The following is a 20,493-nucleotide window of genomic DNA, read 5'->3' on the forward strand; positions in this document are numbered from 1 at the left end:
TGGGTTGTCATTGAACGTGAAGGCGCCTTGCGGCATGTATGCGGAGCCAGCCTAGCCGGCCGCCGTGACGCTTTCACGAAACGGATTGCGCGGGTCCTCGTTCCAGCTCAGGTAGGGCTTGTCGCTTTCCTGCGGGACCATGGTGATGCAGCCTTCCACCGGGCAGGTGATCTGGCACAGGTTGCAGCCCACGCACTCCTCCTCGATCACCTCGTAGCGCCTGGCGCCGGCGGTGTCGACCAGCTTGGCGATCGACTGGTGCGAGGTGTCCTCGCAGGCGATGTAGCAGCGCCCGCACTGGATGCACTGGTCCTGGTCGATATGGGCGATGGTCTGGAAGTTCATGTCCAGATACTTCCAGTCGGTGGTGTTGCGCACCGCCTTGCCGGAGAAATCATTGAGGCTGCGATAACCCTTCTCGGCCATCCAGCGTGCCAGGCCGTCCTGCATCTCCTCGACGATGCGGAAGCCGTGGAGCATGGCGGCGGTGCACACCTGTACCGCGCCGGCGCCCAGCGCGGCGAACTCGGCGGCATCGTGCCAGTTGGAGATGCCGCCGATGCCGCAGATCGGCAGGCCGCGGGTTGCCGGGTCGCGGGCGATCTCGGCGACCATGTTCATGGCGATCGGCTTGACCGCCGCGCCGCAGTAGCCGCCGTGGGTGCTCTGGCTGCCCACGGTGGGCCGGGCGACCATGTTGTCCAGGTCGATCGAGGTGATCGAGTTGATGGTGTTGATCAGCGAGACCGCGTCGGCGCCGCCGCGCATCGCCGCCTGAGCGGCAACGCGGATGTCGGTGATATTGGGGGTGAGCTTCACGATCACCGGCTTGGAATAGTACTGCTTGCACCAGCGCGTGACCCGCTCGATCAGGTCGGGATTCTGGCCCACCGCGGCGCCCATGCCGCGTTCGGGCATGCCGTGGGGGCAGCCCAGGTTGAGCTCGATGCCGTCGGCGCCGGTGGCCTCCACCAGCGGCAGGATCGTCTTCCAGCTCTCCTCGACGCAGGGCACCATGATCGAGACGATCAGCGCGCGGTCGGGCCAGCGCTTCTTGACCTCGGTGATCTCGCGCAGGTTGATCTCCAGGCTGCGGTCGGTGATCAGCTCGATATTGTTGAAGCCCAGCACCTCGCGGTTCTTGCCGAAGTGCGCCGAGTAGCGCGACGACACGTTGACCGGTGCCGGGTCCTCGCCGAGGGTCTTCCAGACCACGCCGCCCCAGCCGGCTTCATAGGCGCGCTCGACGTTGTAGGCCTTGTCGGTGGGCGGGGCGGACGCCAGCCAGAAGGGGTTGGGCGAGCGGATGCCGGCGAATTCGATGCTCAGGTCGACGTCGGGTTTCTTCATGGATGCCTTCATCACGCCACCTCCTGCTGGGCCATGAGTTGCTGATGAATGGCCTGAGCGGCCAGCTTGCCGTGCTGCACGGCCTGGACGGTGAGATCCTGGCCGGCCGCCACGCAGTCGCCGCCGGCGTACACGCCGGCGAGACTGGTGCGAAAGTTGCCGTCGACCTCGATCTTGCCGGCTTCGCGTTCGAGGACCGCCGCACGGCGATCGCTGAGGCTGGCGTCGTCGAAGGCCTGGCCGATCGCCGTGAAGACCGCGTCGGCGGGTATGTCGAGGGTCTCGCCGGTGGCGGTCAGCGCCCCGCCGCGCGACTCGGTGCGCGCGAAGCGCATGCCGGTCACGCGTCCGGCGTCGTCGAGCAGAATCCGCTCGGGCTGGGCCCAGGTGACGATACGTACGCCGTTGGCGCGGGCGATCTCCTGTTCGTGGCCGGTGGCGGCCATCGACTCGACCCCGCGGCGATAGGCCAGGGTGACCGCATCGGCGCCGAGCCGCGCCATCTGCACCGCCATGTCGATGGCGGTATTGCCGGCGCCGATCACCACGCAGCGCCTGGCCACGGCGAGGCGGCCCAGGTCGTCGGTCTGGCGCAGCTGGTGGATGTAGTCGGTGGCGGGCATCAACCCCGGGGCGTGTTCCCCGGTCAGGCCGAGCTGGCGGCTGGCGCCGAGGCCGAGGCCCAGGAACACCGAATCGTAGTCGCGCTTGAGAGTGTCGAGAGCGAGGTTGTCGCCCAGGCGCTGGCCGTGGCGGATCTCGATGCCGCCGATCTCGAGCAGGAAGTCGATCTCGCGCTGGGCGTAGTCGTCGATGAGCTTGTAGCGGGCGATGCCGTACTCGTTGAGCCCGCCGGGCTTGGCTTCGGCCTCGAAGATCGTTACCCGGTGGCCGTAGGTGGCCAGCCGATGGGCGCAGGACAGCCCCGCGGGGCCGGCACCGACGATGGCGATGTGCTTGCCGGTATCGGCGGCGCGCACGAACGGGTGGCCGTCGAAGCGCATGTGGTCGATGGCGTGGCGTTGCAGCAGGCCGATCAGCACCGGCTGGCATTCGGCGTCGTGATTGCGCACGCAGCTCTGCTCGCAGAGGATCTCGGTGGGGCAGACCCGGGCGCAGCTGCCGCCGAGGATGTTCTCCTCGAGGATGGTCTGCGCGGCGCCGTTGACGTTGTCCTCGGCGATCTCGCGGATGAAGCGCGGGATGTCGATGTCCGACGGGCAGGCTTCCACGCACGGCGCGTCGTAGCAGTACAGGCAGCGCTGGCTCTCGATGAACGCCTGGCGCTGGGTCAGCGGCGGGTGCAGGTCGCTGAAGTTGGCTGCCAGTGCCGCGCCATCGCTGCCATGACCGGCACGGGGTAGATGATCCAGGGGATGAGTCACGGTAGGTCTCCTTCGGCGCCGCCGCTCGCCAGGGCGAAGCGGCGGGCCGGCTGTTGTTATGGGCTTAAAGTTTCATTCAACTCGGCAGATTCATCGGGCTTTTCCGAGGGCAAGTCTTCGCGAGGGCGCTGTAAACCCTTCCCTGGGCGCTACCTTTGCTATCTGACCGCCATGGATGGCGGGAATGCTGGAATGGAAAGGAACACTTTCCGGCCATGGCAAAGGACCCTCGCTTCGTCTTGCCCTCGGCGCCCATCATCGCTGGGGTTTGAAAATGAGTTGGCGCTCGGGAGGAAGAAGGAGCTTCAGCGCTCGACGGCGGTGGCCGCGTTGCGCTCGGCGCGTTTCTTGAGCACGTCATAGACGCCGGGATAGGCGGGCCGCTCGATATAGCGACCGGCGCCGCGCTCGGCGTGCAGCTCCTTGCCATCGCGCCATACCCACTTGCCCTGGCTGATGGTATGGCGCGGGATGCCCCGTACCGTCTTGCCCTCGAAGATGTTGAAGTCGACGTTCTGATGGTGGGTCTCGGCGGAGATCGTGCGCGTGCCGTCGGGGTCCCAGACCACCAGGTCGGCGTCGGCGCCTTCCTGCACCGCGCCCTTGCGCGGGTACATGTTGAAGATCTTGGCGGTGTTGGTGGAGGTGACGGCGACGAAGTCCTGCATCGAGATGCGCCCGCCGTTGACGCCCTCGTCCCAGATCACCGCCATGCGGTCCTCGATCCCGGCGGTGCCGTTGGGGATCTTGGTGAAGTCGTCTTTGCCCATCGCCTTCTGCTCGGCGCAGAAGCAGCAGTGGTCGGTGGCGGTGGTCTGCAGGTTGCCGGACTGCAGCCCGGTCCACAGCGCGTCCTGATGCTCCTTGCTGCGAAACGGCGGGCTCATCACGTGGCCGGCGGCCTTGGCCCAGTCCTTGTCGCGATAGACGCTGTCGTCGATCATCAGGTGACCGGCGAGTGCCTCGCCGTAGACCGGCTGGCCCTGGCGGCGGGCATAGGTGATCTCGTCGAGGGCGTCGCGGCACGACACGTGGACCACGTAGATCGGCGCGCCCAGCGTGCCGGCGATGCGTATGGCGCGGCTGGCGGCCTCGCCCTCGACCTGCGGCGGGCGCGACAGCGGATGCGCCTCGGGGCCGGTGAGCCCCTGGGCGAGCAGCTTCTGCTGCATGTGGTAGACCAGCTCGCCGTTCTCGGCATGCACGGTGGGCACCGCGCCGAGCTCCAGGCAGCGGGTGAAGCTGGCCACCAGGATGTCATCGGTGGCCATGATGGCGTTCTTGTAGGCCATGAAGTGCTTGAAGCTGTTGACGCCATGCTCGCGCACCAGGGTGCCCATGTCCTCGTGCACGCTGTCGTCCCACCAGGTCACCGCGACGTGGAAGGCGTAGTCGCCGGCGGCCTTCTCGGCCCAGCCGCGCCAGGTCTCGAAGGCTTCCATCAGCGGCTGGCCGGGGCTGGGGATCACGAAGTCGATGATCGTGGTGGTGCCGCCGGCGAGCCCCGCGGCGGTGCCGGTGTAGAAGTCCTCGCTGGCCACGGTGCCCATGAACGGCAACTGCATGTGGGTGTGCGGATCGATGCCGCCGGGCATCACGTACTGGCCGCCGGCGTCGATCACCTCGGCGTCGGCCGGTGCCTCCAGGTCGGGACCGACGGCGGCGATCTTGCCGTCCACGCAGAGCACGTCGGCGCGGTAGGTGGCGTCATGGGTGACGACGGTGCCGCCACGGATCAGGATGGTCATGATTTCAAACCTCTTGGAATTGTTAGCCGTTTGGTTCAGCGCTGGGGAAGCGCCGGATAAATCGGCGAGCAAGGCCAAGCGCAAGGCGCACGGCGCGCAGCAAACGAGACATAACGGTTGTTAGGCGAGTTTGTGAGCACCGCGCAACGCAGCGATTGGTCTGCGCAGCCATTTAGCCGGTGTTTCCCTATTCGCCGTCGGTGAGCCGCGTATAGGTCTCGGGGCGTCTGTCGCGGAAGAACTGCCAGGTATTGCGAATCTCGCGAACCATCGACAGATCGACCTCGTGAATCAGCAGCTCGTCCTCGCTGGCGCTGGCCTTGGCCTCGATCTGGCCGCGCGGGTTGGCGATGTAGGAGTTGCCGTAGAACTCGCCGATGTTCCACGGCGCTTCCGTGCCAACACGGTTGATGGCGGCAACGAAGCAGCCGTTGGCGGCGGCCGAGGCGGGTTGCTCGAGCTCCCACAGGTACTGCGAAAGGCCGGCGACGGTGGCCGAGGGGTTGAAGATGATCTCGGCGCCATTCAGCGCCAGGGCGCGCCACCCTTCGGGAAAGTGACGGTCGTAGCAGATGTACACGCCGATCTTGCCGTAGGCGGTGTCGAACACCGGCCAGTCCGACTTGCCGGGCTTGAAGAAATACTTCTCCCAGAAGCCGGCGACCTGGGGAATGTGTGTCTTGTGATACTTGCCGAGATAGCTGCCGTCGGCGTCGAACACCGCCGCGGTGTTGTAGTAGATCCCGGTGACGGTCTCCTCGTAGATCGGCACGATGATCACCATGCGATGCTTGGCGGCGAGCTTCTGCATCATCTGGCAGGTGGGGCCCTCGGGAACCTTCTCGGCGGCGGCATACCACTTCTTGTCCTGGCTGGGGCAGAAGTAGGGCTGGTTGAAGACTTCCTGGAAACACAGCACCTGAACGCCGGCTTCGGCGGCCTGCTCGATGTACGGCAAGTGTGCCTCGTTCATGGCGTCGCGAATGGCGGCCGGCTCGAGGTCGGTCTCGGTCTTCAGGGCCATCTGGATCAAGCCGATCTTCACCTTTTCCATCAATCGATCCTCATCTTGTGCTTGTTGTTGCGCCCGTCGTGGGCGATCAGGCATCAAATCAAAACCTGACTATTGAGTCAGGATAATGAAAAGCTAGTCGCTTGACGGGAATCTGCGCAAGTGGTTTTTCAAACCTTTTCATATCGCTGGTGAGACTGGTAACTCTTTAATTTGCATGGCATTCCCTGTTGAGTTGCAGTGGGTGCACCATGCGAGGGATCCGGAGTTGTTATAATTAAATTCTTTTAAAAACAGGAATTTAAAATAAAAAGTGAAGCGTTGATGTGTGGCGGTTGACGCTGTTATGCACCATTGTGGAAATTGACTAGAGTGTCAGGATGCTTGTCGATCGTCTTCAGTCGTCAGGGCTTCTTCCGCCACGACTCGTGGTTTAAAAGCTGACGAACAGGGCAGGTTTTGATGAGTTCATGCGAATCAACGACTTGTTCCAGGCGATCGGTAATGTCGGGCTGGCTTTCAACGACGCCGAGTCTGCAGAATCGGCGGATTGGGCACGCTTCTTGCGAGAGCTTGGGAGAAGACGGCAAGCAATGTCAGCGTTCAAACAATAATGCGCGATTCCGTTGCGGGGATCGGCAGCCGCATGAGGAGACAACAACAATGACGGCAAACACATCACGCGCGGTGCAGCGTGGCGAACTCGTCGAGCTCGAGGTGGGCGACGACGTTCGCGGGAGTTCACGCTTCAACGAGGATATCGCCCCGACGCGGCTCGAGGAGCGTACCTGGTCGCGCTGGAACGTCGCCGCGCTATGGGTCGGCCTGTCGATCTGCGTGCCGACCTACACCCTGGGCGGCATCCTGACGGCTTACTTCGGCCTCTCGGTGAGCGAGGCGCTGATCACGATCCTGATCGCCAATATCGTGATCCTGCTGCCGCTGACGCTGAACGCCTTCCCGGGCACCAAGTTCGGCATCCCGTTTCCGGTGGTGCTGCGCTCGTCGTTCGGCATTCGCGGCTCCAACGTGCCCTGCCTGATCAGGGCGCTGGTGGGGTGCGGCTGGTTCGGTATCCAGACGATGTTCGGCGGGCTGGCGATCCACCTGTTGCTGGCGGCGATCTTTCCGCCGTGGCGGGCGCTGGACGGGCTCGGCGAGGTGATCGGCTTCTTCCTGTTCGGGGCCATGAACCTGTATGTGGTGATCCGTGGCGCCGAGTCGATAAAGTGGCTGGAGACGCTCTCGGCGCCCTTGCTGCTGGCCGTCGCCGTGGGGCTGATGGTGTGGGCCGTGCCGCACGTGTCGATGACCGAGTTGCTGAGCCAGCCGCCGTCGCGCCCCGAGGGTGCGCCGGTGTACGGCTACTTCTTCGCCGGGCTGACGGCCATGGTGGGCTTCTGGGCCACGCTGTCGCTGAACATTCCCGACTTCAGCCGCTTCGCCAAGAGCCAGAAGGACCAGATCGTTGGCCAGATCATCGGCCTGCCGCTGACCATGTTCTTCTTCGCCTCGCTGGGCGTGGTGATGACCGCGGCATCGGCCTCGCTGGTCGGCGAGACGGTGTCCGACCCGGTCAGCCTGATCGGGCGCATCGACAGCCCCTTCTGGGTGGTCATCGCCATGTTCTTCATCATCGTCGCGACCATCTCGACCAATACCGCCGGCAACATCGTCTCGCCCACCAACGACTTCCAGAACATCGCTCCCAAGCTGATCAACCAGACCCGCGGCACGCTGATGACCGGCCTGGTCGGGGTGCTGCTGATGGGCTACGACCTGCTGCAGAAGGCGGGGGTGATCGTCTCCGACGTGACCCTCGAGAGCCTCTACTCCAACTGGCTGCTGGGCTATTCGAGCCTGCTGGGGCCGATCGCCGGGATCATGATCGTCGACTACTTCCTGATCAAGCGTCAGCAGCTGGACGTCGCCAGCCTGTACAAGGATGGCGCCGCCTATCCGGCCTACAATCCGGCGGGGTTCATCGCCTTCTTCGTGCCGGTGGCGCTGACCCTCTTCTCGCTGGCGACGGGGGCCTGGACCTGGTTCTACGATTACGGCTGGTTCACCGGCTCGGCGCTGGGAGCGATCGTCTACTACGTCGCCAGCCAGGTGCTCGTCAAGCCGGTGGCGGCGCCCGCTCCCGGTACGGCCGCTCCCGGAACGGCCGCTTCCGGCGCGGCTGCCGAGAAAGCCAACGGCTGAGCGCCGAGTCGCCGTCAAGCGAAGCACGAGCCCGGCCTGCGCCGGGCTCGTGCTTTTGCGCGCTCGTGGATTAGCTATCGACGCCGCGCGAGTCGTCCGCGGGGATGTCGATCATGGCCAGCATGGCGCTGGCGGCCGCCGAAAGCGGATGACGGCGGCGCATGATGACGCCGAGTTCGCGGGGGATGTCGGGCTCGATGAGCCGGCGGTGGGCGATGCCGTCACCGGCGATCTGGCGAAAGCTCAACGAGGGCAGCACGCTGACTCCGATCCCGGCAGCCACCATGCGACCGACGGTGGCGATCTGGCTGGCCTCGCAGATGATGTCCAGGCGCTCGCCGACTGTCGACATGACGGCGTCGATGTCCTGGCGCGAACTCGAGCGTCGGTTGATGCCGATGAACGGATAGGCGGCAAGCTGTGACCAGGTGACGCTTTCCTGCCCGAGCAAGGGATGTCCCAGGGGGCACACCGCCACGTACCGGTCGACCATCAGCGGCTCGAAGACCAGGTCATCGGCATTGAGCGGGGCGACGGAAAAGCCCATGTCCGCGCGCCCCTCGCGCACCAGACGATTGACCTCGTCGGCGAGTACGTCATGCAGGCTCAGATTGATGCGCGGGTGCCGCGCACGAAAATCGGCGATGAGGCCGGGCAGCAGCCCGGCTGCCAGTGTCGGCAGGGCCGCCAGGGTGAGCTTGCCGCGCTCCTTGAGGAAGCGTTCATTGAGGTCCTCGAAGGCCTCGGCCCAATCTTCCAGCAGGCGTAGCGCCACCGGCAGGAAGGTGGTGCCCTCTGGCGTCAGCGTCAGCTGGCGGGTGGAGCGGGCGAACAGCGGCCCACCGACCGTTTCCTCCAGCTTGCGAACGGCGATGCTCAAGGCGGGTTGCGAGAGATGGATGCGCTCGCTCGCTTCAGCGAGGCTGCGTGATTGGGCGACGGCGACGAAGGCCTGGAGCTGCTTGATGCTGGGATTCATTTATTCAATTTAATAAAAACGAAAAAATATTCAATATACAAAACAAAGGCCCGGGGCGACCCTGCCAGTGAGCGGTGCCCATCAGAGGCGCCTCCTACAACAACAAGGGCCTCACGCGGTCCACGGAGCCAACCATGAAGACGCTACTCACCGCTGCGGTCGCCAGTGCCGCAATCCTCACCGCTGCCACCGTTCCGGCCCAGGAACGCCTGCTGATCGGCTCGACTTCCAGCTCGTCGAGCCATTACAGCTATTTCGTCGCCGTCAACCAGATCATCAACGACCAGGTCGAGGGTGTCAGTACCTCGGTGGCCGAAACCGGGGCAACGGTCGACAACCTGCGCCGACTGAGTCGCGATCAGATCGATCTTGGCCTGGTGACGACCAACACCGGCTATCACGCCTATCAGGGGCAGGGGGAATTCGAGGGCCGCGCCGTCGATAGCCGGCTGCTGTGGGTCTACACCGTGGCGCCTCAGAATGTGGTGCTGCGCGAGGATGCTGGAGTCGATGAACTAGCCGGACTCGAGGGGGTTCGCCTCAATCCGGGGATCACCGGTTCGGCGACCGAGGCCACCACCGAAGCGGTGCTGTCGACGCTGGGTATCGAGCCCGATTACGTTCGCGGGTCGACCAGTGACGTGGTCAGCGCCATCAAGGATGGTCGTATCGCCGGTTACGTCAAATCCGGGGTCGGCGATCGCCTCGACGGGTCGACCCTGGATATCGCGACCTTCACGCCGATCACGGTACTGGGGCTGAGCGACGACCAAGCGGCGACGCTGCGCGAGCAGATGCCCGATGTGGCCGTCGTCGATGTGCCGGCCGGTGCCGCCGAGGGCGTGCCGGGCTACAGGACCTGGGCCTTTGGTGTGGCGGTGCACGCGAACCCGAATCTCGACGAGGAGAGCGCCTACCGGATCGTCAAGGCGGTGATGGAAAATCCCGAGCCGCAGGCCAACGCCTTCTCCGCGATCAAGGGCGCCGACATGGCGAAGATGACGTTGCAGGTGGGCAGTGTGCCCCTGCATGCCGGTGCGGCCCGCTACTATCGTGAGCAGGGGCTCGAGATCCCCGACGCCCTGAAGCCGGTCGAGTGATCGGCGCCATGGGGTTCGACATGCGCAAGTGGCTGACCGCGAGCCTGGCCCTGGCGCTCGGCGGGTTGATTCTCTACACCTCCGCGGTGGGGCCCTTTGCCAGCCTGGTCCAGCGCGGGCTTTTCCTCGCCCTGGTACTGCTGCTGGGGTTGACGCTCTATCCGCTGGCGGCAGGCACGCGCTGGCGCCCTCTGGGCGTGGCCATCGATCTGGCGCTGGCCGCCGTGGTCTGCGTGGCATGCGGTCATGTTGTCCTCAACCACCAGCGGATCCTGACCGAGCTGCCCTGGGCCACGCCCTGGGACATGGTCCTGACCGGGGGGCTGCTGGTGGCCATCCTCGACCTGTCGCGGCGCGCGATCGGGGCAATCTTTCCGCTGCTGGTTCTGGCCGGGCTGGCCTATGCCTTCTTCGGCTCGCTGATCCCCGGTCCGCTGGGGCATCGTGGCTTCGGTCCGGCCTTCGTCACCGAGACGATCTATCTCGGCGATCTGGGGGTGTGGGGCATGCTGGTCGGCGTAGCGGCAACGACGATCGCCGCCTTCGTGCTGTTCGGCTGCCTGCTGTTGCACACCGGCGGCGGCCAGGCCTTCATGGACCTGGCCCTGCGCATCAGCGGGCGCTCGCCGGGCGGGGCGGCCAAGGTGGCGACGGTCGCCTCGGGGCTGTTCGGCATGGTCAGTGGCAGCGCGGTGGCCAACGTCGCGACCACGGGCAACTTCACCATCCCCATGATGAAGCGGCTGTCCTACCCGGCGCCCTTCGCCGCGGGTGTCGAGGCCGTGGCATCGACGGGCGGGCAGATAGCCCCGCCGATCCTCGGTGCAGCGGCGTTCATAATGGCCGAGATCCTCGGCGAGAGTTACGTGCGTATCGCACTGGCCGCCCTGTTGCCGGCGATCCTGTTCTATCTGGGGGTCTTCCTGACCATCCACCTGGTGGCGAGGCGCCGTCGGTTGCGGGTCGTGCCGGAGGACGAACTGCCGCCCTGGAAGGAGGTCCTGCGTCCCGGGCGCCTGGTGCCGGTACTCGCCGCACTCGGCGGGCTTTTCTACGGGGTGCTCAGCGGTCGCTCGATTCAGACGGCGGCCTTCTTCGGCATCCTGATGACGTTCGTCAGCTACACCGGATTCGCATTGGCCAGCGGCTCGGGGCTTCGCGACATCGCGGCCAAATTGTTCAGCGGATTGATCGATGCCGGCAAGGGCATGGTGATCATCGGCGCACTGCTGGCCGGGGCGCAGATCCTTGTGGCGATGATCGGCATGACTGGAATCGGCGTCACCCTGGCCGGGCTGATCGTCGACCTGGGCGGCCAATCGATGTTCCTGGTGGCCTTCATCGTCGGCGCCGTGTGTCTGATCCTCGGCATGGGGATCCCCACGACGGCGGCCTACGTGCTGGTCGCGTCGGTGCTGGCCCCGGCGCTGACCGAGATCGGTGTCGAACCGCTGATTGCCCACCTGTTCGTCTTCTACTTCGCGACGCTGTCGGTGATCACCCCGCCGGTGTGCGTCGCGGTCTTCGTCGGCGCGGGAATCGCCCAGACCCGTTGGCTGCCGGCTGCCGGCGAGGCCGTGAGGCTGGCCGCGGCGATCTACGTGATCCCGTTCCTGCTGCTGATCTATCCGGCACTGGCCGGCTTCGGTGGGTGGCTCGATATCCTGCTGGCCGCCTGCCAGGGCACGGTGTTCGTCGTTGCCTTCGCCACCCTGATGGCGCGCACCGCGCTGGTTGGCAGCCGGCCGCTGGATATCCTCGCGCTGCTGACCGTTATCGCCCTGGCGTTGACGCCGGGCTGGGCGACCACCCTGGCGTCGATGCTGGCGCTTGGCGGTCTCTACGCGCGCCAGCGTGGCCGCCGGCCCCTGTCGAACGACATGTCGGGTGCGGCAGGCGAGTCGTCCGGGGAGGGCCGGCCATGAGCTTTCTGCTGGGCAGCGGGGCCGGGTTTTCCGGCGATCGCACCGATGCGGCCTCTCCCGTGGTCGCGGAACTGATTCGTCGTGGCCAGCCCGCCGCGCTGATCTTCGAGACGCTGGGCGAGCGCACCCTGGCGGCGGCCCATCGGGCGATGCGCGAGGACCCGCAAGCCGGCTTCGAACCCCTGCTCGAGGAGCTGCTGGAGCCGGTGCTGGCCGATTGCCAGCGCCACGGGATCGCCATACTCGGCAACTTCGGCGCCGCCAATGTCGCGGGGGCCTGCCGGCTGGTCCACGACCTGGCCGCACGCCAGGGCTGTGGCGGGCTGCGTATCGGCCGGGTTCACGGCGACGATGTGCGCTGCCGGCTCGAGTCCCTCGATCTCGAGCCCTGGGAAGCCGAGACGCGCGCGCTGCCGGCGGGCGAAGCGCTGATATCGGCCAACGTCTATCTCGGCGCGGCGCCGCTGGTCCAGGCGCTCGATCGGGGCGCCGAGGTGGTGGTGACCGGACGGGTTGCCGATCCGGCGCTGTTCCTGGCACCGCTGGTTCGTCACCACGGCTGGGCATGGGACGACTGGGATCGGCTGGCCGCCGGAATGATGGCCGGCCATCTGGGAGAGTGCGGGGCGCAGGTGAGCGGCGGTTATTTCGCCGACCCGGGCTACAAGGAGGTCGCCGAACTGGCGACCCTCGGTTACCCGATCATCGAGGTCGAGGCGGATGGCCGGCTGGTGGTCACCAAGCCGGCGGGCACCGGCGGTTGCATCGATGCGCGTACCGTCAAGGAGCAGTTGCTCTACGAAGTACACGATCCAGGGCATTATCTGACGCCCGATGTGGTGGTCGATCTGAGCGATGTCGTAATCAACGAGCTGGGCCCCGATCGGGTCGAGGTCCAGGGCATCCGGGGCAAACCGGCGCCGGCCCGGCTCAAGACCACGGTGTGCTATGACGGCGGCTGGCAGGGCGAAGCCGAGATTTCCTACGCTGGCCCCAATGCGCTGGCCAGGGCGCGCCTGGCGGTAGCGGTGCTGCAGGAGCGGCTGCGCTTCAGAGCGCCCGCCGAGCTGCGCACGCGGCTGGACATCATCGGGCACACGAGTGTTTTCGACGACGATTCGGGCCAGTTGCGTCGCCAGTGCCAGCCCACCGACCCGGCGGGCGACTACCGGGTGCGGCTGGCGTGCGAGCATGCCGAGCGGCGCTGGGTCGAGCGCGCGGCTCAGGAGTTGCTGGCCCTGTACTGCGCCGGCCCCGCCGGTGGCGGCGGGGTCCGTCGGCATTTCCAGCGCCGCGTGCACACCGCGTCGTTCCTGGTCAGGCGCGACGACGTCACGGCCTACGCTTCTCTCTACGGGGACGCCGAACATGAATGAAAGCGCGTTCAGCGGGCCAGCCGACGAGGCTGGGCGCGTCAGCATGCCGCTGCACCGGCTCGCGCATGCCCGGGCCGGCGACAAGGGCGATCGGCTCAACCTGTCGCTGTTCGCCTATGACCCTCGCCATTACCCGCTGTTGCTCGAACAGATTACCGAACCGCGGGTATTGGCGCTCTTCGCCCATCGTGGAGCGAGCCGGGTGCGACGTTATCCGATGCCGGGACTGGCCGGCATGAACCTGGTGATCGACGACGTGCTGCAGGGCGGCGTCAATGGCGCGCTCAATCTCGACGGGCATGGCAAGACCCTGTCCTTTCTGCTGCTGGAACTGACGGTCGCGCTGCCGCGCGACGGCCATTGAACGAGGAGTGATCCGTACACCGCGAGGGTCGGCCGGCCCGAGCGAAAGGAACCGCCGCCCCGTTCGGCAGGACGGCGGTTCTCTCGATGGCGCCTGGCGGACTTCAGCGCAGCGACAGGGCGGCCGGGGCTGCCTCGCCGGCGGCGGCGGCGCGGTAGGCGTCGTCTTCCTCGGCGAGCACCTGGGGCGAGAAGCGCACCAGGAAGGTAAAGAATGAGGCCACCATCACCGCCATGCCCAGGTAAAGCAGGCCCTGTTGATAGCTCAGCGATTCGGCGCGGAACAAGAAGCCGGCGGCCACGGCTCCGGCGTTGCCCCCGGCACCGACGATGCCCGCCACGGCGCCCAGGGCGTTGCGGTTGACGAAGGGCACCACGCCGAAGGTGGCGCCTTCGGCCATCTGCACGAACAGGCTGAACACCAGCATGATGCCGATGGCCACGGCGAGCACCTGCATCTGGGCGAAGAACATCAGCGCGACGGCTTCGCAGAACATGGCGATGAACAGCCAGCGCACGCGTCCCTTGAGGCCGCCGTAACGGGCGAAGAGGTCCGAGAAGACGCCGCCCAGGGTCCGCGCGAACAGGTTCATCAGGCCGAACAGCCCGGCAATCAGCCCGGCGGTGGCCAGGTCGAGCTCGAAATTGTCGAAGAAGTAGATGGCGGCGATGTTGTTGATGGTCAGCTCGACGCCGAAGCAGGCGGCGTAGACCACGAACAGGGCCCAGACGCGAACGTCCTTGGCAGCGGCGCCGAAGGTGCTGCGCATGCTGTATTCCTTCTCGGCACGCGGCAGTTCGCCGCGCTCGCGCAACTCGTCGAAGTTGCCGTCCGGCGCATCCTGGGTCAGGAAGTAGTACGCGATGCCGGTCAGGAACAGCACGACCCCCGGGACCACCATCGCCAGGCGCCAGCCCATCGTGGCTTCCACGCCCAGCATCAGGATGCCGGCGAACACCAGTGGCATCAGAATCTGCGTGGTGCCGCCGCCCAGGTTGCCCCAGCCGGCGGTGGTGGCATTGGCGGTGCCGACCACGTTGGGGCCGAACATCACCGAGGTATGGTATTGGGTGATCACGAACGAGGCGCCGATCGCGCCGATCGCCAGGCGTGCCAGGAAGAAGCTTTCGAAACTGTCGGCGAAACCGATCGCCATCACCGGCAGCGAGCCCAGGCACAACAGCCAGGTATAGGCCTTGCGCGGGCCGATCTTGTCGCAGAGCACGCCGATCGCCAGTCGCACGATAACGGTGATCGCCACCGAGGCGATGATGGTGTTGCCGATCTGGGTCTTGGTCAGGCCGAGGTCGTCGCGCACCACCGCCATCAGCGGGGCGATGCCGAACCAGCCGAAGAAGCAGATATGAAAGGCGAACCAGGAGAGGTGGAAAGCCCGCATTTGCGGACTCTTGAAGCTGAACAGACGGATCCTGTTGGCTTTGTTGCGAATGTCCATGGGACAGTCCTCATCGAGTCGGTGTCGAACGCGGATGCATGGGCCTTCGCCATTGAAGGTCCGGGTTCGACGCACTCGTACTCGCGGGGCAAGCCTGGTCCACGTCTGTCTGCCCGAAACGATGCATCAGTCGTGCCAATATCGGATGAAGCCATTCTTTCAGCCGGTTACGGGTTCCTGGTCGGGGGCCGGTACGGTACCGGCGATGGTTGCAGCGCCGCTTTGGGGCATTCGTCGGGCCGTGTGCACTACGAGCACGCAGGGGTGGCAGGTTCGCCCGCTCGAGCTGCCGTCGCACTGCGGTCGGCGACGCTGGCGCGATTCGTGCATGAACCGTGGGAAGGGCGTCAAGGAGTGCAGAAGGGCATGACCATCAGGGTATTGATCGTGGATGCCAAGGCCGAACGCTCGCGGGCGCTGGACCAGGCGCTGGTCGAGGCGGGCTTCGAGGTGATGACGACCGTCGACGAGAGCGAGGATCTCTACACGGTCATGGAGCGTCTGCAGCCCGATGCGGTAATCGTCGATGCGGCGTTGCCCAGTCGCGATACCCTCGAGCACCTCGGTCAGCTGGGCCGGCGCTTTCCCAAGCCGATGATCATGCTGGCCGAGGAAGAGACGCCTGAACTGACCCAGCAGGCCGCCCAGGCGGGAGTCAGCGCCTATGTCGTCGACAGCGTGATGCCGGCGCTGGTGCGCTCGATGATCAACGTGGCGGTGACCAGCTTCGAGGCGCATCGCGCGCTCAAGGGCGAGCTGACGCGGACCCAGGAGAGCCTGGCGCAGCGACGCGCCATCGATCGCGCCAAGGCCTTGATCATGGAAAACCGTACCTGCGGCGAGGATGCCGCCTATCAGTACCTGCGCACGACGGCCATGAATCGCCGCATGACGATCCATGAACTGGCCCAGGAGTTGCTTGCCGCGACGGGCAAGAAATCTTAGGAGAAAAGTGCATGAGTGCGACCCGCGAGTTTCCTGCGCCGGAGCTGGCACGCCTGACCCTGGGGATGTTGCCGCTCAATGACGCCGCGCCGCTGGTCGTGGCGGTGGAGGAGGGCTTTTTCGCCGCCGAGGGGCTGGAGGTGAGCCTCAGCGTCGAGTCTTCATGGGCGGGCCTGCGCGATGCCATGCAGCTCGGCCTGCTCGATGGCGCCCAGATGCTGGCGTTGATGCCGCTGAGCTCGACACTGGGGATCGACGGCCGCCGGACCCCCATGCTTTCGGCGTTGACGCTCAACCTGGGAGGGAACGCGATAACCGTATCACAGGCGCTGCATGCGCAGATGCAGGCGCTGGGCGATGAGGCGCTGACGGAGCCGCTGGGCCAGGCGCGTGCGCTGAAGCGCGTGATCGAACAGCGTCGGCTCGCCGGCGAACCGCCACTGCGTTTTGCCAACGTCTATCCCTTTTCGTCGCATCGCTACCTGCTGCGCTACTGGCTGGCTGCGGGCGGAATCGATCCCGAGCGCGATCTGGAGTTGCGTGTCGTGCCGCCTCCGCTGATGGTGTCGCAACTCGAGGCCGGCGGACTCGATGGCTACTGCGTGGGCGAACCCTGGAACCGGCTGGCTCAGGGGCGCGGGCTGGGGCATGTGCTGTGTGGCAGCTTCGATATCTGGGGAGCCAGCCAGGAGAAGGTCTTCGGCGTGCGGGAAGCGTGGGCCGAGCGCTATCCCGATACGCATCGTGCGGTGCTGCGTGGCTTGTTGCGCGCCTGTGCCTGGCTGGACCGTTCAGCGGCCAATCGTCAGCGTGCCGCCCATCTGCTCTGCGTGGGCGGCTATCTCGATGTCGCTCCGCAGGTGGTGGAGCAGGGCCTGCGCCATCTTGCGGACGCGCGTGGCGAGAAGGGGGCGCCGGGCGCCACGCTCTTCCAGCGCCACGCCACCAATTTCCCCTGGTATTCGCACACACGCTGGTATGCCAATCAGATGCAGCGCTGGGGGCATTTGCCCGGCGACCTGGATCTGGAAGCGCTCATTGCGCGTTGCGTGCGTCCCGATCTTTATCGTCAGGCTGCCGCCGACATCGGCCTGTCGAGTCCGCTGGACGATAGCAAGACGGAGGGCGCTCATGACCGGGAATGGTCGTTGCCGGGCACACGAGGGGGGATCGACATGGGCCCCGACCGCTTCCTCGATGGGGGCGTTTTCGGCGCCTGAACGTACGGCCGGCAGCGAACGGAAACGACAAGGCCCCGCGTCGCGGGGCCTTGTCGTATACGGCGAGTCTCGTTCGCTCAGCTGCCGTCCGGCGTTCGCTTGTCGGACGACGAGGCGCGAGCCAGCTGGGCGCCGTCGCTGGTGTCGAGCTTGGCCAGGAGCTGCTTGGACTCCTGCTTGAAGGCCGCCAGTGCCTGCCCGGACAGGCTCTTGTTTTCGGGTAGCTTGACGCGCATGGCATCGACCTGGCGATTGTTGACCATGACTTCGTAGTGTAGGTGAGGGCCGGTACTCCCGCCGGTGTTGCCCGATAGCGCGATCTTCTCGCCCATCGTCACCCTGTCGCCTTCCTTGACCAGGCTCTTGGAAAGATGCATATAGCGGGTCTTGTAGCCGTTGTCATGGCGAATGACCAGGTAGTTGCCCGCGCCGCCGGCCTGGAAGGCCGTCTTGATGACGCGACCGTCCGCGGGCGCTTCCACCACGGAGCCGGTGCGCATGGCGAAATCCGTGCCGCGATGTGGGCTGATTCGTCCAGTGATCGGGTGGTGGCGACGCAGGTTGAACGGTGAGCTGATGCGATGATCCCCCTCGAAGGGATAACGGTTGAAGGCCGGGTCCAGGCTTTGACCGTTCGGTGTATAGAAGCGATCGTCCTCCGAGTTGCGGACGACCGTCAGTTCGGTCCGCTCACCTTCGTACTGGGCCGCCAGAATGCGCGAGTCCAGCGCCTTGCCTTCGACCATGTCGGCTTCGACCAGCACCTGGAAACGGTCGCCGCGGCGCGAGTCGCGACGGAAGTCGATCTTCTTCGACAACAGGCTGCTGAGCTCGGCCACTTCGCCGTAGGACAGGCCGGTGGCGCTTGCCGAACCGGCGAAGCTGCCACTGACCGTGCCGGCGAACAGCCGCTGGGTGGCCTCCCCGGCCTTTTCGATGTTGGCGACGTCAAAGGTGTGCTGTTCGGCATCGCGCTCTATGAGGTAGCCCGAGCGGGCATCGTTCATCACGCGCAGGGCCATCAGCTGGCCCTCTTCATCGAGCTGGAAGTCGATGTTGTCGCCGACGCGCCAGCTTGTCAGTGCCTTGTCGTCGGGCAGACTGTCCAGCAGGCGCAGAACTTCGCTATAGCCCAGGCCAAAGGTGCGCTCGGCCATGACGGCGAAGGTGTCGCCCTGTTGCACGGTATAGGTTTCCCACTGGGGTACGAACTCCTCCTTGGCCACGAGTTCGTTCTCGAGCTCGATTTCGTCACCGTCGAGGATCATGGGGTCCGTGGAAAGATCCTCGTAGGACGTGCCGCCGATGAGGTCCTCGCCCTGACTATCATCGAACAGATGCAGGGCGATCTGCATCGCCTGAGGATCGAATGCGCTGTCGTCCGGCTGCGTGGCGGGCGCCGGTTGGGCGATGGCCACGGCGCTGGGCGGTTGCGGCTGGAGAACCGTGCGATCCGTAGATTGTTCCTGCGCCCGGGCCGTGTCGATGAAATTCAGGTCGACGATTTCCTGGGCCGTCAGAGCGACCAGGGGGATATCCTGACCGACAACGATGGCGGAGTCGGATGACGGGGCGCTTTCGGATACAACTTGATCGAGGGTCTGGGTATCGACTGCCGATGTCGGGGCGGCGAGGGCAAGGTTGACTTGCTTGTTGGTGCCGGTAGTAACATCGGTTTCGTTGAAAACGGCCAGAATCTTGTGCGTGCCCAGCACGGTAACCATGGTGGCGACGGGTAACAGCAGCAACTTGTGCGTGCGGGGCAGCGAATGGAAAATTCGCAACATAAAGGGCCTAGGTACATGTAAATGGGATAAAAAACCCATGCACCATAACCCATGACATATAGCATGCCTAGCCTGTACAAATGCACAGGCTTTAAACTCCTAGCCAACGGCTACGTTACATATACAGCCGGTTACCGAAACGCTACACAAGTCCCTTGTCTGCAACCCTGTATCGAACGTTAGCCGGGACTTCATTACTTGGCCAGCGTGCCGTCGCGATAATCGCGTAGCGCCTGGTCGAGTTCCTCGCGCTGATTCATCACGAAGGGGCCGTAGTGAGCGATCGGTTCGTCATGCGGATGGCCGGCCAACAGCAGCGCCTGCGCCCCCACGTCACTGGACAGGGTCAGGGTTTCGCCCGCACTCAGGCATGCGAGTCGCTGCGCGGGAACCGTCTCTCCGGCTATCTGCAGTTCGCCTTCGAAGACATAGACCAGCAACGTCGGTGCGTCCTGGGCCAGCGCCAGTGTCGCTCCCTCAGCGAGGCTGACATGCGCGATTCCGGCCTGTCCGGCCAGCGCGTCCAGGGGGCCGACGACAGACCGGGTCGTGGTTGCCCAGCGACCGCCCAGCACGATGAGTTCGCTGCCTGATTCTTTCAGATGCGGCATCTCGTCGCCCTTGATATCTCGATAAGTGGCCGGGCTGAGCTTGTCACGTGCGGCGAGGTTGATCCATAGCTGGAAGGCGTGGAGCCCGGCATGATCGGTCAACGGCATTTCCGAATGAATGATGCCGCGACCGGTATGCATCCATTGGGCGTCACCGCTGCCGATGGAGCTGCTGTGGCCGAGGTGATCTTCGTGCATCAGCCCGCCATGCACGACGTAGGTCAGTGTCTGGATGCCGCGGTGCGGATGCGGGGGGAAGCCGCCGATGTAGTCGTCGGGGTGCTCCGAACCCAGCTCGTCTAGCATCAGAAAGGGATCGAGCCCACCGTCGAAATCATGGATGCGGGAAATCTTGACGCCGTCGCCGTCCTGGCTGGGGTGGCTGACGGCGAGGCGGCTGATGGTGCGCTGTGACATCGTCTCTACCTCGGACTGACAGGATTGATCGTATTGTAGGACGATTTTTTCGAAAAATAAGCGCATACTTTTGCTTGTTTCGTTCGAGGAAACCGAAAATGTCACGAGTGACACTGGCTCAATGGCAGATGCTCGCAGCGGTCGTCGATCATGGCGGCTTTGCCCGTGCGGCCGCGGCGATCCACAAGAGTCCCTCGACGCTCAACCATGCCGTGCACAAGCTCGAGGCGCAGCTTGGGGTGCCGATTCTCGAGCCGGTTGGACGCCAGGTGCGACTCACCGATGCGGGCGAGATGCTGTTGCGCAGGGCACGACAGCTGATCGAGAACGCCGCGGCGCTGGAAGAGGTCGCCGAGGGCATGGCGGCGGGGCTGGAAGCGGAAGTGTCGCTGGCGGTCGATCAGATATTTCCGCCCGATGCGCTGGCCGAAGCGTTGCAGCAGTTTTCCCGCAGCTATCCACACGTGCGCATCCAGCTGCACGAAACGGTGCTCAACGGCGGCGTCGAGATGCTTTACGACCGGCGTGCCGATCTGGTGGTGTCCGGGCTCGCCGCGCAGGGCTTTCTCGGCGAGCCGCTGGTGACCCTGCGGTTCATCGCCGTCGCCCATCC

At 65.3% G+C, this 20,493-nt stretch carries 16 protein-coding genes; 8 read left to right on the forward strand and 8 right to left on the reverse strand.

Going from position 1 to position 20,493, the window contains the following annotated elements:
• Positions 1-51 precede the first annotated feature (51 nt).
• From preA to HR9077_RS21725, 4 genes are all read right to left on the reverse strand, one after another.
• Complete coding sequence (preA, locus tag HR9077_RS21710; RefSeq protein ID WP_136069402.1) at positions 52-1,350, reverse strand: NAD-dependent dihydropyrimidine dehydrogenase subunit PreA; 1,299 nt, start codon at positions 1,348-1,350, stop codon at positions 52-54.
• Between the two features lie 11 nt (positions 1,351-1,361).
• Complete coding sequence (locus HR9077_RS21715; protein ID WP_136069379.1) at positions 1,362-2,735, reverse strand: NAD(P)-dependent oxidoreductase; 1,374 nt, start codon at positions 2,733-2,735, stop codon at positions 1,362-1,364.
• Positions 2,736-3,040: 305 nt separating this feature from the next.
• Positions 3,041-4,483 carry a dihydropyrimidinase gene (gene hydA, locus HR9077_RS21720; protein WP_136069380.1) on the reverse strand — a complete coding sequence of 481 codons (1,443 nt, stop codon included), beginning with the start codon at positions 4,481-4,483 and terminating at the stop codon, positions 3,041-3,043.
• A 187-nt stretch (positions 4,484-4,670) separates the two neighbouring features.
• On the reverse strand, positions 4,671-5,537 hold the full coding sequence (locus tag HR9077_RS21725; RefSeq protein ID WP_136069381.1) for a nitrilase-related carbon-nitrogen hydrolase: 867 nt from the start codon (positions 5,535-5,537) through the stop codon (positions 4,671-4,673).
• A gap of 621 nt (positions 5,538-6,158) precedes the next feature.
• Here HR9077_RS21725 and HR9077_RS21730 point away from each other — a divergent pair.
• Positions 6,159-7,700 (forward strand): NCS1 family nucleobase:cation symporter-1, encoded by a 1,542-nt coding sequence (locus HR9077_RS21730; protein ID WP_136069382.1) that lies wholly within the window; start codon positions 6,159-6,161, stop codon positions 7,698-7,700.
• Positions 7,701-7,770: 70 nt separating this feature from the next.
• Here the strand turns inward: HR9077_RS21730 and HR9077_RS21735 are convergent, their stop codons facing one another.
• Complete coding sequence (locus tag HR9077_RS21735) at positions 7,771-8,679, reverse strand: LysR family transcriptional regulator (protein ID WP_136069383.1); 909 nt, start codon at positions 8,677-8,679, stop codon at positions 7,771-7,773.
• Between the two features lie 134 nt (positions 8,680-8,813).
• Here HR9077_RS21735 and HR9077_RS21740 point away from each other — a divergent pair, with 134 nt between their 5' ends.
• From HR9077_RS21740 to HR9077_RS21755, 4 genes are read left to right on the forward strand one after another with little or no spacing between them, the layout of a single operon-like run.
• Entirely contained in the window at positions 8,814-9,779 is a 966-nt protein-coding gene (locus HR9077_RS21740; protein WP_136069384.1) for a TAXI family TRAP transporter solute-binding subunit, read from the forward strand.
• Positions 9,780-9,799: 20 nt separating this feature from the next.
• Positions 9,800-11,704, forward strand: a complete 1,905-nt coding sequence (locus HR9077_RS21745; protein ID WP_136069385.1) for a TRAP transporter permease — start codon at positions 9,800-9,802, stop codon at positions 11,702-11,704.
• The gene (locus tag HR9077_RS21750; protein ID WP_136069386.1) at positions 11,701-13,080 is read left to right on the forward strand and encodes an acyclic terpene utilization AtuA family protein; all 1,380 of its coding nucleotides are present in this window, start codon (positions 11,701-11,703) and stop codon (positions 13,078-13,080) included. Before HR9077_RS21745 ends, HR9077_RS21750 begins: the two co-directional genes overlap by 4 nt.
• The gene (locus HR9077_RS21755; RefSeq protein WP_136069387.1) at positions 13,073-13,444 is read left to right on the forward strand and encodes an AtuA-related protein; all 372 of its coding nucleotides are present in this window, start codon (positions 13,073-13,075) and stop codon (positions 13,442-13,444) included. Before HR9077_RS21750 ends, HR9077_RS21755 begins: the two co-directional genes overlap by 8 nt.
• Positions 13,445-13,547: 103 nt before the next feature.
• On the opposite strand, the gene HR9077_RS21760 is transcribed toward HR9077_RS21755, so the two are convergent.
• The gene (locus tag HR9077_RS21760) at positions 13,548-14,900 is read right to left on the reverse strand and encodes an MFS transporter (RefSeq protein WP_136069388.1); all 1,353 of its coding nucleotides are present in this window, start codon (positions 14,898-14,900) and stop codon (positions 13,548-13,550) included.
• A gap of 366 nt (positions 14,901-15,266) precedes the next feature.
• On the opposite strand from HR9077_RS21760, the gene HR9077_RS21765 reads away from it, so the two are divergent.
• A complete protein-coding gene (locus HR9077_RS21765; RefSeq protein ID WP_136069389.1) occupies positions 15,267-15,845 on the forward strand; it encodes an ANTAR domain-containing response regulator in 579 nt (192 codons plus the stop codon).
• A gap of 11 nt (positions 15,846-15,856) precedes the next feature.
• Positions 15,857-17,065, forward strand: a complete 1,209-nt coding sequence (locus HR9077_RS21770; RefSeq protein ID WP_136069390.1) for a CmpA/NrtA family ABC transporter substrate-binding protein — start codon at positions 15,857-15,859, stop codon at positions 17,063-17,065.
• Positions 17,066-17,142: 77 nt separating this feature from the next.
• Here the strand turns inward: HR9077_RS21770 and HR9077_RS21775 are convergent, their stop codons facing one another.
• Positions 17,143-18,852, reverse strand: a complete 1,710-nt coding sequence (locus tag HR9077_RS21775; protein WP_136069391.1) for a peptidoglycan DD-metalloendopeptidase family protein — start codon at positions 18,850-18,852, stop codon at positions 17,143-17,145.
• A gap of 194 nt (positions 18,853-19,046) precedes the next feature.
• A complete protein-coding gene (locus HR9077_RS21780) occupies positions 19,047-19,880 on the reverse strand; it encodes a pirin family protein (protein WP_136069392.1) in 834 nt (277 codons plus the stop codon).
• Between the two features lie 98 nt (positions 19,881-19,978).
• Here HR9077_RS21780 and HR9077_RS21785 point away from each other — a divergent pair.
• The coding region (locus HR9077_RS21785) for a LysR family transcriptional regulator (protein ID WP_136069393.1) at positions 19,979-20,493 on the forward strand (515 nt) is incomplete at its 3' end.

Source organism: Modicisalibacter radicis (assembly GCF_900961225.1).
Lineage (GTDB): Bacteria > Pseudomonadota > Gammaproteobacteria > Pseudomonadales > Halomonadaceae > Modicisalibacter.

Bases quoted from the DNA above. Each gene is read 5' to 3' on its own strand.
- preA (WP_136069402.1), bottom strand. From the start codon at position 1,350: ATGAAGAAACCCGACGTCGACCTGAGCATCGAATTCGCCGGCATCCGC.
- hydA (WP_136069380.1), bottom strand. From the start codon at position 4,483: ATGACCATCCTGATCCGTGGCGGCACCGTCGTCACCCATGACGCCACC.
- HR9077_RS21725 (WP_136069381.1), bottom strand. From the start codon at position 5,537: ATGGAAAAGGTGAAGATCGGCTTGATCCAGATGGCCCTGAAGACCGAG.
- HR9077_RS21730 (WP_136069382.1), top strand. From the start codon at position 6,159: ATGACGGCAAACACATCACGCGCGGTGCAGCGTGGCGAACTCGTCGAG.
- HR9077_RS21735 (WP_136069383.1), bottom strand. From the start codon at position 8,679: ATGAATCCCAGCATCAAGCAGCTCCAGGCCTTCGTCGCCGTCGCCCAA.
- HR9077_RS21740 (WP_136069384.1), top strand. From the start codon at position 8,814: ATGAAGACGCTACTCACCGCTGCGGTCGCCAGTGCCGCAATCCTCACC.
- HR9077_RS21745 (WP_136069385.1), top strand. From the start codon at position 9,800: ATGCGCAAGTGGCTGACCGCGAGCCTGGCCCTGGCGCTCGGCGGGTTG.
- HR9077_RS21750 (WP_136069386.1), top strand. From the start codon at position 11,701: ATGAGCTTTCTGCTGGGCAGCGGGGCCGGGTTTTCCGGCGATCGCACC.
- HR9077_RS21755 (WP_136069387.1), top strand. From the start codon at position 13,073: ATGAATGAAAGCGCGTTCAGCGGGCCAGCCGACGAGGCTGGGCGCGTC.
- HR9077_RS21760 (WP_136069388.1), bottom strand. From the start codon at position 14,900: ATGGACATTCGCAACAAAGCCAACAGGATCCGTCTGTTCAGCTTCAAG.
- HR9077_RS21765 (WP_136069389.1), top strand. From the start codon at position 15,267: ATGACCATCAGGGTATTGATCGTGGATGCCAAGGCCGAACGCTCGCGG.
- HR9077_RS21770 (WP_136069390.1), top strand. From the start codon at position 15,857: ATGAGTGCGACCCGCGAGTTTCCTGCGCCGGAGCTGGCACGCCTGACC.
- HR9077_RS21775 (WP_136069391.1), bottom strand. From the start codon at position 18,852: ATGTTGCGAATTTTCCATTCGCTGCCCCGCACGCACAAGTTGCTGCTG.
- HR9077_RS21780 (WP_136069392.1), bottom strand. From the start codon at position 19,880: ATGTCACAGCGCACCATCAGCCGCCTCGCCGTCAGCCACCCCAGCCAG.